We start from the raw sequence: 11078 nt of genomic DNA on the forward strand, positions 1-11078 counted from the left end.
GGCGCGGCCTTTCACCGGCCGCTCATGACAGGCCTTAACTCCCGGCCCATCTGGCTGAAGCGTTCATAAGTGGCCTGGCTGTTCTCTTTTTTATTAAGCCTGATGCGCAGCCTGCCCGGTTTCAGCAGGATGTAAAAAATGGCGCCGTTTTCCAGGGTGGTGGTGGCATCCAGTTCAACATCCCGGAAGGAGAGGTGGGTGTACCGGCCCAATTGTTCCTGCAGGTAGGCGCGTACCTTGTCAGTTTGCCCCCTGTTGTACTGTGCTTTTATTTCATACGTATTGTCTGAGTCTATTACGTGGTAAGAGAAATTACCATCGTTAAAAAGATGGCCTCCCCAGCCGGTTTGCCTGCCGTAGATGTAAAGGGCGCCAAGAATGCAGAGCGTGCCGAAAATGAATAATAGCAAATTCCTGTTCATACCGTTATAAATTTAGCCGTGCGCGGGTGGAGTCTGCCAGCCCGTTCTTATGCAGCATTACAGAGATGGATTTCAGCCTGATGTAAGGGATGCTCATGTAATAGTACCCTTCTTTCCCGCTGCGGGCGCCCCATGAGTTCTTGACCTTGTAGTATATTTTTCCCGTCTGGTCTTGCACCTTGCCGGTGATGTGCATGTTATGGTCATCCGTGGTGTTGAAGTTCTCGAACTCCTGCTGCCGATATGCCTGCGTCACTTTTTTTTCCGGGGCCGGTTCCGTGAGTATCTTTTCTTCATCTTCTTCCCGGTCTGCTATCACTGCCAGGCCGTCCGCAAAGCCATTTTCGGTGGCGTCTGTGTCAAGCGCCAGGCTGTAGCCATTGGCCAGGGCATGGTCTATATTGGCAATATATTCATCCAGCGGGAGGTTGTAGAAACTTTCGTTGAGGTGGTTGGCGGGGATGTTCAAGATGAAGCGTTTGTAGAAAGGTGCATGCGTGAAGGAGGTGATGGTCACATAGTCTGATAACCGGAGACCGGTGGCGGCCATAAAACTTTGCGGGGTGTAGGCGTTGCCTTTCCAGGTGAACGTTTTTACGTTGGGGCCCAGGTATTTGTCAAGAATGCCGGGCACTTCTTCCTTCCAGGCGGTAGCGGGGTGTATTTTTTTCTGCGCATAGCTGTCTACCCGCTCTTTTAGCTCCTTAAAGAGGTGGTAATGGTTATGCACGGAATCTTTGCCCGGCAGCCCGGTGTATACGTTTTGCGGCACCATGCCAAATTCTGCCGCGCTGATCACGGGGTCATGATTGAGGCCGCCCTCCGAGAACCGGGCCGCGCCCTGGCGCATGATGTAGTTGCGGGCTTTGTAAATGTATGCGCAGCGTACAAAGTACATTTCGGAGAGGTCTGTTTCCTGGCCGGTGATGCGCAATATCTCTGTTTCGAGAAAGGAAGTGGTAGAAAAGCACCAGCAGGTACCGGAGCTTTGCTGATCTGCCACTGGGGTAGTAGGGATGTCTGCTACCGGCTGGAACCGGTATTGGCTGGGCTTGCGCTCCTTTGCCTTTACGGGCTGGTGATGGCAGGCGGTAAAGGTATGCAGGCATAGCAGGGCGGTGGCCAGGAAGGGGAGGAAAGCGGTATTCATGGCGTTTAAGTATCTGATCGTTTAATGAATTGAGCATACAGCAGAAAGGCGGCCGCTACGCTGAAAGTCATGATCACCAGGGAATGCATGCCCAGGGGCTGGAAGAAAGTAACGAGCATTAGCCCGAAACCCACTCCTGACAGCACGGCAAACCACTTCAGCGCGGTATTGCGGGCAACGGTATTACCGGCACGGAAGAAGCTGGACATCTCGCTGCCGGAAAATCCCCTGTCTACCATCCTGCTTTTCAACTGATGGTCCAGCACCAGCTTTACGATGGTGATAATGAACGTGCCCACCAGGTACATACACAGCACAATGGCAAAAATGCGGAACGAAAGCTCCAGCACACTGCCCATGGGGATAGGCTGGGTGAGGTCTTGCGCCTGCGCTGCTGTGGCAGCCATAAGGGTGGCCGTTGTAATGGTTATCTTTTTCATGATGTTATGGATTAGACAGTAGCAGGTCGGTTAATGTTGCAGTATCTTATGTGTTTTTTTCCGGTGGGACCGTAGCATGTCCACCCCCTGCAATACCAGTATGGTCAGTATGGTAGTGGCCGCCAGTCCCGTCAATATGGAAACGGCGCCGGAAAACAGCCGTACCACCTCATGCCGGAAGAGGTAAAGAACGCCTCCTGCGGGCAGCAGCAATGCTATGAGCGCCGCGTACAGCACCAGCCTGGCTATGCGCCGCGCCGGGCGCAGGGGAGCGGGTTGCAGGCGCGCCATTACCAGGGCGCCGGTGTTGAAACTGAAGGCGGGCGCCGGCAACTCCCGGAAGGCGGCCGCCATGTTGCGGTACATTTCCATTTTAGCACGGCAGGCGGGGCACTGTTGCAGATGGCCGTCTGTTTCCGCGCCGCTGTGGGGGGACTGTTGCTGGTGGCCGTCTGTTCCCGGCTCGCCGTGGGGGGACTGTTGCAAATGATCGTCTGTTCCCGGCTCGCTGTGGGGGTACTGTTGCAGATGGCCGTCTGTTTCCGGCTCGCCGTGGGGGTACTGTTGCAAATGGTCGTCTGTTTCCGGCCCGCTGCCGGCTTCCAGCGCGTATTGCTGAATAACATCGTCTGAAAGGTGTTTCAATGTCATAGCTCTTCCTTTTTATACTGAAGCAATAAATTGTCACGCAGGGCCCTTCTGGCCCTGAATAAATAACTTTTTACCGTGCCGGCGGGGAGGCCGGTGATCTGGGTAATTTCATCGTAGCTGCATTCCTGTTGGTGATAGAGGGAAATAATGGTTTGCTGAATAGGTGGAAGCCTTTCAATGGCGGCCTGCAATATACCCGCCAGCTCTTTGCGTGACAGGAAAGCGGCAGGCGGCTCCGCGCCAGGCAGCGCCGTTTCTTCCGGCTCCCCCGGCAGCAGCAGCTTCTTTTTTTCCAAATAGTTGATGCAGGTATGATATGCGATCTGTCCCACCCAGGTAGATAACTTTGACCGGAAGCGGAAGCCGGGCAGGTGCTGGTAGGCCTTCAGGTAAATTTCCTGCACCAGGTCTTTCCGGTCTTCCACATGCTTCACCATTCTGCAAACGATCTGCGCCACCAGAGCTTCGGTGTTCCTGACAATGGCGCTAAAAGCCTGCACATCACCACGCAGCACCTGGTCTACAAGGTGGTGGTCTGTTGGCGTATTTCCTGTTAAAGCATGCACTGGGTAGATTAGACAGGTGAGGGGCAAGAATGTTGCACTAAATCTAAGGGATTTTCATTCTTCCAGCTCACTTTATTAATTTTCCGGCATATTTTCGGGAAAGGCTTTTTCATTATATCCCTATTCGTCATTTATCACTATTTTGACGCACGGAAAAAACATCAAAGCAGCTTATGGACACGAGAAGAGAATTTTTACGGAAGGCGGCCCTGCTCACCGGCGCGGGCGGCCTTGCCAACATGCTCCCTGAAACCATTCAACGGGCGCTGGCCATTAACCCCGCCCCGGGCAGCACCTTCCTGGACGCGGAGCACGTAGTGTTCCTGATGCAGGAGAACCGGTCTTTCGACCATTGCTTCGGCCGCCTCAAAGGTGTACGCGGGTTTAACGACCCCCGCGCGCTGAAGCTGGAAGACGGCCGCCCCGTGTTCCTGCAAAAAAACACGGCAGGTGAGACCTATGCGCCCTTCCGCCTCAACATCAAAGACACCAAAGCCACCTGGATGAGCGCCCTGCCGCATTCCTGGGCAGACCAGGTAGACGCGCGCAATAACGGGCAGTACGACCGCTGGCTGGACGTGAAGAAGTCAGGCAACCGGGAGTACAGCCGCATGCCGCTCACCATGGGGTATTATGACCGGGAAGACATTCCTTTCTACTACGCCCTGGCAGACGCCTTTACCGTGTGTGACCAGCATTTCTGCTCCTCCCTGACCGGCACCACGCCCAACCGCCTCTATTTCTGGACGGGCACCATCCGCCAGGAGCAACGCAGCGGGGTAAAGGCCAATGTGTATAACTCGGATGTGGACTATGGCAAACCGGCTTCCTGGCCCACCTTCCCCGAAATACTGGAAGCCGGCAACGTATCATGGAAAATTTACCAGAACGAGATCAGTGCGGACGTAGGATTTGAAGGAGAAGAAGATTCCTGGCTGGCCAACTTTACAGATAATCCTATTGAATGGTTCTCTCAATACCATGTACAATATTCAGATGCGCACCTGGCCTACCTCCGCAAGGTGAAGCAGGAGGCGCCGCAGCAATTGTCCGCCATGGAAAAGAAACTGGCCGGCCTGCCCGCGGGCAGCAAGGAACAGAAAGACCTGCAACGCAACATACAACGCGGGAAAGACATGCTCGCGTATGCGGAAAAAACGCTGGCCATGGTGGCCCAAACCCCCTTCAGCGCCCTGCCGCAGCGGGAGCAGCAGCTGCATAAAAAAGCGTTCACCACCAATGTGAATGACCCTGACTATCATTCCCTCACCCGCCTGCAGTATAAAGACGGGGATACGGAGCGGGAAGTGCAGTTGCCGAAAGGAGACGTGCTGCACCAGTTCCGGCAGGATGTGCAAAGTGGCCAGCTGCCCGCCGTATCGTGGATCGTAGCGCCGGAGAATTTTTCAGACCACCCCGGCGCGCCCTGGTATGGCGCCTGGTATTTATCCGAAGTGATGGACATACTCACGCAAAACCCGGAAGTATGGAAGAAAACCATTTTTATATTGACGTACGACGAGAACGACGGTTACTTTGACCACGTGCCGCCCTTTGTGCCGCCCGCGCCCGGCAGCCTGGAAGGCGGCAAGGTATCCAAAGGGATCAACACCGCGGTGGAATATGTAACGGCCACGGAGCAGGCCCCCGGCCGCGGGGCGCGGGAAAGCGCCATTGGCCTGGGGTACCGGGTGCCGCTGGTAGTGGCCTCTCCCTGGAGCCGCGGCGGCTTTGTGAACTCGCAGGTGTTTGACCATACGTCAGACCTGCAGTTCCTGGAAAAATGGCTGTCTCACAAACAGAAAAAAAACATCGCCTCCACCAATATCTCCGCATGGCGGCGTACTATCTGCGGGGATTTTTCCTCCATTTTCAGGCCCTATAACGGGGAGAAGATCGATACGCCCGCTTCAGTAGAAAAAGAGGCTTTCATTGAAACGGTACACAAGGCCCGCTTCAAGGCGCCGCCGGCCAATTTTAAGAACATTACCGGCCAAACCGCGCTTTCTGTAAGGGAAGGGCAGGAGAAGGGCCTGCTGCCGGAACAGGAGCCGGGCATACGCCCCGCATGCGCTATCCCGTACGAGCTGTACGCCGATGCCGCCCTTGCCGCCAACGGTAAACAGGTAGTGCTGCAACTGGAAGCGGGGAATACGCTCTTCGGCAAACAGGCCGCGGGCGCACCTTTTCATGTGTATACCGGCAACAACCGGAAAAGCAGGGCTTATGCGGTAGCGGCGGGAGACCGGCTAACGGATGAATGGAACACCGCCGATGGCTACTCCCTTGAAGTATACGGCCCCAACGGCTTTTACCGGGATTTGAAAGGCGACGCGGAAGACCCCGGCCTCACCGTAAAAATGGAATACACCCGCAACGGTAAAAAGCCGGATGGCAACATCGCCTTTTTGCTGCATAATACATCCTCCCGGTCACTGGAAATTGCAGTGGCAGACGTTGCTTACGGCGGCAAAAGCCAGCAGCTGACATTGGCCGCGGGCGCCCGCAAAAAAGTGGCCGTGGCATTGGGCGGCAGCTATGGCTGGTATGACCAGATGATCTCCGTAAGAGGGAAGAACAATTTTCTGCGGCGGTATGCAGGGCATGTGGAAACGGGAGCGGTCAGTATGAGTGACCCGTTGATGGGGAAGATGGTGTAAAGGAACGGGCGCTGATGGTCAGCGCCCGTTTTTTTATGCTATGGTGAAGGGGTGTCAATACATATAGGTATTTTATAAATTGACCGATATTTCGGTATTTTTACTTATTTTTGACTGAAATAACGGTCAAATGAAACCCAAAAAAACCATATTACTTCCCTCCGCGGAAAATATGCTCAAAGAACTTGGGGTCAATATGAAGCTCGCCCGTAAGCGTCGGAGGCTGTCTGCGGACCAGGTGGCGGAAAGGGCCGGGATTGCCCGGTCTACGTTGCAATTGATCGAAAAGGGAGACCCTGGCGTAGCCATGTCTTCATATGTACAGGTGCTCTTTGTACTGGGGTTGGACAGGGATATTATGAAAATAGCAGCGGATGATCCGCTGGGCAGGAAACTGCAGGACGCCCGGCTATTGAAAAAAGGAGAATGAACATGGCAAAAGCAGTATTACAGCATAAGGAGATCTTTGTTTATGCGGATTGGTCTGAGCTGAAAGGCCCTCAATTAATGGGCGTGCTAACGGTAGAATCCGGGCGCGGAAGGGAAACTTTTTCATTCTCTTATGATCCTGCCTGGCTGGCAGGAGCGCCGGCGCTCCTGCTGGACCCTGATTTGCTGCTATTCACCGGCCCACAGTACGTCCGCGATGAAAAACCAAATTTCGGGCTCTTTACAGATTCGTCACCTGACCGCTGGGGGCGTGTGCTGATGGAACGGCGTGAGGCCTATAACGCCCGGCAGGAAGGGCGCAGGGCAAGGGCGTTAATGGAAAGTGACTACCTGCTGGGGGTACATGACCTTTACCGGATGGGAGCGTTACGTTTCAAGCTAGATCCTGATGGCCCGTTCCTGAGTGATCATACGGCCATGGCAGCGCCGCCCATGACATCGCTGCGTACGTTGGAAGAAGCCAGCCTGGCATTGGAAAGAGACGATGCCGCGGAAGATCCCGCATTTTCTCAATGGCTGAACATGCTGATGTCGCCGGGTTCATCATTGGGCGGAGCCAGGCCAAAAGCGAGTATTGTTGCTCCTGACGGGCATTTATGGATAGCAAAATTCCCCAGCCGGCGGGATGGCTGGGATATTGGCGGCTGGGAGCAGGTGGTCAATACGCTTGCCATACGGTCAGGATTGACCGTAGCGGAAAGTAAGGCGAAGCGGTACTCCCAGGATCATCATACCTTCCTGTCAAAGCGCTTTGACCGCACGGCCGCAGGCCGTATTCATTTCGCATCTGCAATGACCCTGCTGGGAATGACCGATGGTGCGGGTGCGGCAGCACAGGTGTCTTACCTGCAGCTTGCCGAGTTTATTGTAAGGCATGGGGCTGCTCCGGATGAAGACCTGGAAGAGCTTTGGCGGCGGATCGTCTTCTACATCGGTGTAAGTAACAGTGATGACCATTTGCGTAATCACGGGTTTTTGCTCACACCGCGCGGCTGGCGGCTGTCACCGGCGTATGATATCAATCCCGTGCCCAATGCTTCAGGGCTGAGCCTGAATATTTCCGAGTATAGTAACGACCTGCATCTGGACCTTGCAAGAGAAGTGGCGGAACGGTTTCGCATTCATGAAAAAAGAAGGGAAGAGATCATCCGGCATGTTACCGGAGCTATCAGCCACTGGCGCCGGGTGGCAACGGGTATTGGCATTCCACGCGCGGATATGGAGAGAATGCAGCATTGTTTTTACGACGCTTCCCAAGCGTAAAAGCTGCTGAACAGCCTCACCGCTGATACTTCCAGTTCCTATGCTTCCCCTCCGCAATCCACTCCACCGCCGTTTCCAGCCGTTTGTTGAGCGTAGCTTCCGTTTTCGCGTCTTCTATCCATTCTATATATTCCTTACGCGCAGAGTAACTGAATGCCTCAAAGTTTTTGGCGGCGGTTTTGTTTTTCTTTAACGCAGCCGCCAGCGCCGGGGGTGTGCTGATCTCTTTTTTCTCCGTTCTGGCTGATTTGGGTTTGATGCCTTTTTTATTCAGCTGGTCTGCTTCTTTGAGGTAGGCGGCCAGTATTTTGTCTGAAGGCAGATCTTCCAGGCTGGTAATTCTGCCCAGCTGGCCCATGGCGGTTTCTCCTACCTGGGTGAAGAGGCCCTGGCTGTCTTTCATCAGGGAAGCCTTCCAGAAGTTCACGATGCAATGTTTTTTGAAGGCGGCAATGCTGCAAAGGTTATCCCCGTAAGTTTCAAAAAAAGGCACGCCCCACTTGATGGTTTCCGTAGCATGTGGGCAGGTCTTCAGCACCAGGTTGCGAACGTGCTCCAGGATGGGCTGCGCAAACGGGGCGGCTTTTGAGATATAAAGGGTGGTGGCGTCCATAATTGAAATTAAAGAAAATTCCTATCTTGTATGCATCGCGCGGCAGCGGCTACACTCCCCAATTGAAATGCAACAGGTATTTATACGTTTTTTTTCGGGCAATTGTACCTGCCCCTGCTTCCGCTCTTCGTTTTACCTTGCAATTACTCACATAAAATACAATTGTTATGAAAAGATCCCAAACAGTGCTTTATTTCATCATCCTCATCCTGCTCATATTACTGATCTACCGGGAATTTGGACGGGATGGCGGCATTCCTGTAGATAAAGAAAGGGCCAAGGAACATGTGATCGCCATGGAAGAAGCGGCCACCTATACCAGGGCTTTTGCCGGCGCCAGGATGGAGCTGGAGAAGCAGCTGCAGGATACGGCGTACCTCACCCGCAACTTCAACCTCCCCGTGGCGGAGTCTTTTAACCGCCATGCCATTGCCGCCCTGCTGAACAAAAAAGGCGCGGACGGTATCAGGATATATCTGGGCCTGAACCCCAAAAGGGAAGTGGTATTTGTACTGGTGCCGGTAGACGGCCAGGGGAAAGACATCGCGGAAAAACTGGTGGCTTATGAAACGCCCTGGGTGCCTGGTGTGAGCAGGGCCATGGCGCTGCCCCCCGCGGAAGATGCAGAGGCCATGGAGCGCGGCCACCGCTGCCCCCATACCTGCGATCTTGAAAGCCCGGTGACTGCGCCCTGATGAGAATTTCCATAACCTGCTTCCCATGTCCAATACCGCAACACAGCTACTGAGCTTTACCGTTCTTATACCGCTGATAATGGGGCTGGCACGGATGAACCGTGTCCGTGCCAGCTTCCATCCTTTTTTACTTTTCCTGCTGCTGGCCTTCACCGCTGAAGTGGTGAGCGAGATCAGCATCCACCTCACCAAAGACAACCGCATTCCCAGCAACATCTACATACTGCTCGAAGCAGGCATCATCCTCTACCTTTTTTATACCTGGGGTTTCCTCAAAAAAAGAAAGTGGCTGTTTGCGGCGCTGGCCGCTACCTACCTGGTTACATGGGTAGTGGAGAACATCTGCATGGGGGTGCTGGCCAACGGTTTCTCTTCTTACTTCGTGATCCTTTATTCCCTTACTACCGTATTTCTTTCCATCAGCGAGATCAACGCGCTGGTAACGTCTTACAGCGACAACCTTTTCCGCAATTCCAAGTTCCTCATCTGTACCGGGTTTATTGTAATTGGCGTGTACAGCCTCATTACGGAAGGGTTCATGCTGATAGACCCTGACAATTCAAAGATAGGCCGGCAGATATTCGAGATTTTTGCGTTTATCAATGCATTCGTTAATATTGTTTACGCTGTGGCCGTTTATTTTATGCCCGTCAGGGACGACTATTACTTTTCCAAGCGGTTTAAAGCGTAAGGCCCCATGGAAGAAAGGATCGTTTATACCACCGTATTTCTGTGCTCGCTGCTGGCGGTGATCATTACCTTTTTTATTGTGTCCATCATCCGTTACCACCGCCGTTACATCCGCCTGCAGCGGGAGCGTATCACGGCGGAGATACGCCTGCTGGAGAACGAGCGCAAGCGTATTGCCACAGACCTGCATGACAGCCTGGGCCCGCTGCTCTCCACCGTAAAGCTCAACATCAGCAGCGTGGAAGTGCCGGACGTGCGGGATAAGGCGGTGATCGCCAAATCAGGCAGGTACATAGATGAAATTGTGACCTCCATGCGGCAGATCTCCCACAACCTGCTGCCCAACACGCTGGAAAGAAAAGGCCTGCAGGATGCCATCCGTGAATTTTACAAGTTGCTGGGGCAGCAGGAACGTATGGAACTGCGGGTGTATGCCGTGAACGATATTACGCCCAACCCGGAAAGGGACATCCATATTTTCCGCATTACGCAAGAGATCATTCACAATACCCTCAAACACGCCGGCGCCTCCGTGCTGGAAATCGGTTTCAGCGAAGACGACAAAGAGCTGCTGGTGCTGGCGCAAGACAACGGTAAAGGTTTTGACGTGGAAAAGAGCCGCCGCAACTCCCGCGGGCTGGGGCTGAAAAGCCTGGAAATACGTACAGACATCCTGCACGGCCATCTCTCCATCCATTCCGCTCCCGGCCGGGGCACCCGCTATTATATCAGGATACCTCTGGGATAATTCGTATATTTGTCAGCACCTCAAATCCTACATTAGCGGCATGAACTATGATATCCGCCTCGCAGTTGCAGACGATCACGAAATCTTCCTGGACGGGCTGGCGCTGATGCTTTCCCGGCAGGAGAACATCATACTCGCGGGCCAGGCCGCAGACGGCCGGGAGCTGCTGGAACTGGTGGAAAAGGAGAATCCCGATGTGATCATGACAGACATCAAGATGCCCCGGATGGACGGTATTGCCGCCACCCGAGAGCTGATACGCCGCAACCCCGACGCGCGCATTATTGCCCTTTCCATGTTTGATGAAGAAGACCAGATCGTTGAAATGCTGGAAGCCGGCGCCAAAGGCTACCTGCTGAAGAACGCGGACAAACAGGAGATACTGGAGGCCATTGCGCATGTGTATGAAGACAAGGTGTACTATTGCAAAAGCACTTCCGCCAAGCTGGCCGGCATGATAGCCCGCAGCAGGTTCAACCCCCACAAACCCCGCGAAGTGGTCACTTTTACAGACCGCGAGCAGGAGATCATCCGCCTCATTTGCCAGCAAATGACCGCCCGCCAGATAGGTGACCGCATCTTTCTCAGCAAACGCACCGTAGAGGGCTACCGCACCCGCATCCTCGAAAAAATGAACGTGCGCAATACCGCGGGCGTGGTCATGTACGCGCTCAAAAACAACCTGATCCGCGAAGAGGAGCTGCTCTAAAAAAGAGGGCGCCCACGCGGG

At 54.0% G+C, this 11078-nt stretch carries 13 protein-coding genes; 7 read left to right on the forward strand and 6 right to left on the reverse strand.

Annotation, left to right across the window (positions count from 1 at the left end):
• Positions 1 to 11: 11 nt before the first annotated feature.
• From D3A97_RS15705 to D3A97_RS15725, 5 genes are read right to left on the reverse strand one after another with little or no spacing between them, the layout of a single operon-like run.
• A complete protein-coding gene (locus D3A97_RS15705; RefSeq protein ID WP_119079411.1) occupies positions 12 to 422 on the reverse strand; it encodes a hypothetical protein in 411 nt (136 codons plus the stop codon).
• A 4-nt stretch (positions 423 to 426) separates the two neighbouring features.
• A complete protein-coding gene (locus D3A97_RS15710; RefSeq protein WP_119079412.1) occupies positions 427 to 1572 on the reverse strand; it encodes a C1 family peptidase in 1146 nt (381 codons plus the stop codon).
• Between the two features lie 5 nt (positions 1573 to 1577).
• Positions 1578 to 2012 carry a hypothetical protein gene (locus D3A97_RS15715; protein ID WP_119079413.1) on the reverse strand — a complete coding sequence of 145 codons (435 nt, stop codon included), beginning with the start codon at positions 2010 to 2012 and terminating at the stop codon, positions 1578 to 1580.
• A gap of 30 nt (positions 2013 to 2042) precedes the next feature.
• The gene (locus D3A97_RS15720; RefSeq protein WP_119079414.1) at positions 2043 to 2663 is read right to left on the reverse strand and encodes an anti-sigma factor family protein; all 621 of its coding nucleotides are present in this window, start codon (positions 2661 to 2663) and stop codon (positions 2043 to 2045) included.
• Positions 2660 to 3229 (reverse strand): RNA polymerase sigma factor, encoded by a 570-nt coding sequence (locus D3A97_RS15725; RefSeq protein ID WP_119079415.1) that lies wholly within the window; start codon positions 3227 to 3229, stop codon positions 2660 to 2662. Before D3A97_RS15725 ends, D3A97_RS15720 begins: the two co-directional genes overlap by 4 nt.
• Positions 3230 to 3402: 173 nt before the next feature.
• On the opposite strand from D3A97_RS15725, the gene D3A97_RS15730 reads away from it, so the two are divergent.
• From D3A97_RS15730 to D3A97_RS15740, 3 genes are all read left to right on the forward strand, one after another.
• Entirely contained in the window at positions 3403 to 5889 is a 2487-nt protein-coding gene (locus tag D3A97_RS15730) for a phosphocholine-specific phospholipase C (protein WP_119079416.1), read from the forward strand.
• A gap of 130 nt (positions 5890 to 6019) precedes the next feature.
• Complete coding sequence (locus D3A97_RS15735) at positions 6020 to 6319, forward strand: helix-turn-helix transcriptional regulator (RefSeq protein ID WP_119079417.1); 300 nt, start codon at positions 6020 to 6022, stop codon at positions 6317 to 6319.
• A gap of 2 nt (positions 6320 to 6321) precedes the next feature.
• Complete coding sequence (locus D3A97_RS15740; protein ID WP_119079598.1) at positions 6322 to 7602, forward strand: type II toxin-antitoxin system HipA family toxin; 1281 nt, start codon at positions 6322 to 6324, stop codon at positions 7600 to 7602.
• Between the two features lie 16 nt (positions 7603 to 7618).
• Here the strand turns inward: D3A97_RS15740 and D3A97_RS15745 are convergent, their stop codons facing one another.
• Complete coding sequence (locus D3A97_RS15745; RefSeq protein WP_119079418.1) at positions 7619 to 8215, reverse strand: YdeI/OmpD-associated family protein; 597 nt, start codon at positions 8213 to 8215, stop codon at positions 7619 to 7621.
• Between the two features lie 167 nt (positions 8216 to 8382).
• Here D3A97_RS15745 and D3A97_RS15750 point away from each other — a divergent pair, with 167 nt between their 5' ends.
• The 4 genes from D3A97_RS15750 to D3A97_RS15765 are packed head-to-tail and all read left to right on the forward strand — an operon-like array spanning position 8383 to position 11057.
• Positions 8383 to 8910 carry a hypothetical protein gene (locus D3A97_RS15750; protein WP_119079419.1) on the forward strand — a complete coding sequence of 176 codons (528 nt, stop codon included), beginning with the start codon at positions 8383 to 8385 and terminating at the stop codon, positions 8908 to 8910.
• 25 nt (positions 8911 to 8935) lie between these two features.
• A complete protein-coding gene (locus tag D3A97_RS15755) occupies positions 8936 to 9601 on the forward strand; it encodes a hypothetical protein (RefSeq protein WP_119079420.1) in 666 nt (221 codons plus the stop codon).
• A 6-nt stretch (positions 9602 to 9607) separates the two neighbouring features.
• A complete protein-coding gene (locus D3A97_RS15760) occupies positions 9608 to 10348 on the forward strand; it encodes a sensor histidine kinase (protein ID WP_119079421.1) in 741 nt (246 codons plus the stop codon).
• Positions 10349 to 10388: 40 nt separating this feature from the next.
• Positions 10389 to 11057, forward strand: a complete 669-nt coding sequence (locus tag D3A97_RS15765; protein ID WP_119079422.1) for a response regulator transcription factor — start codon at positions 10389 to 10391, stop codon at positions 11055 to 11057.
• Positions 11058 to 11078 lie beyond the last annotated feature (21 nt).

The organism is Chitinophaga alhagiae, from assembly GCF_003568665.1.
GTDB classification, from domain to species: domain Bacteria; phylum Bacteroidota; class Bacteroidia; order Chitinophagales; family Chitinophagaceae; genus Chitinophaga; species Chitinophaga alhagiae.

What these genes read in the sequence shown, in the direction of transcription:
- D3A97_RS15705 (WP_119079411.1), bottom strand. Translation starts at nt 422, where the DNA reads ATGAACAGGAATTTGCTATTATTCATTTTCGGCACGCTCTGCATTCTT.
- D3A97_RS15710 (WP_119079412.1), bottom strand. Translation starts at nt 1,572, where the DNA reads ATGAATACCGCTTTCCTCCCCTTCCTGGCCACCGCCCTGCTATGCCTG.
- D3A97_RS15715 (WP_119079413.1), bottom strand. Translation starts at nt 2,012, where the DNA reads ATGAAAAAGATAACCATTACAACGGCCACCCTTATGGCTGCCACAGCA.
- D3A97_RS15720 (WP_119079414.1), bottom strand. Translation starts at nt 2,663, where the DNA reads ATGACATTGAAACACCTTTCAGACGATGTTATTCAGCAATACGCGCTG.
- D3A97_RS15730 (WP_119079416.1), top strand. Translation starts at nt 3,403, where the DNA reads ATGGACACGAGAAGAGAATTTTTACGGAAGGCGGCCCTGCTCACCGGC.
- D3A97_RS15735 (WP_119079417.1), top strand. Translation starts at nt 6,020, where the DNA reads ATGAAACCCAAAAAAACCATATTACTTCCCTCCGCGGAAAATATGCTC.
- D3A97_RS15740 (WP_119079598.1), top strand. Translation starts at nt 6,322, where the DNA reads ATGGCAAAAGCAGTATTACAGCATAAGGAGATCTTTGTTTATGCGGAT.
- D3A97_RS15745 (WP_119079418.1), bottom strand. Translation starts at nt 8,215, where the DNA reads ATGGACGCCACCACCCTTTATATCTCAAAAGCCGCCCCGTTTGCGCAG.
- D3A97_RS15750 (WP_119079419.1), top strand. Translation starts at nt 8,383, where the DNA reads ATGAAAAGATCCCAAACAGTGCTTTATTTCATCATCCTCATCCTGCTC.
- D3A97_RS15755 (WP_119079420.1), top strand. Translation starts at nt 8,936, where the DNA reads ATGTCCAATACCGCAACACAGCTACTGAGCTTTACCGTTCTTATACCG.
- D3A97_RS15760 (WP_119079421.1), top strand. Translation starts at nt 9,608, where the DNA reads ATGGAAGAAAGGATCGTTTATACCACCGTATTTCTGTGCTCGCTGCTG.
- D3A97_RS15765 (WP_119079422.1), top strand. Translation starts at nt 10,389, where the DNA reads ATGAACTATGATATCCGCCTCGCAGTTGCAGACGATCACGAAATCTTC.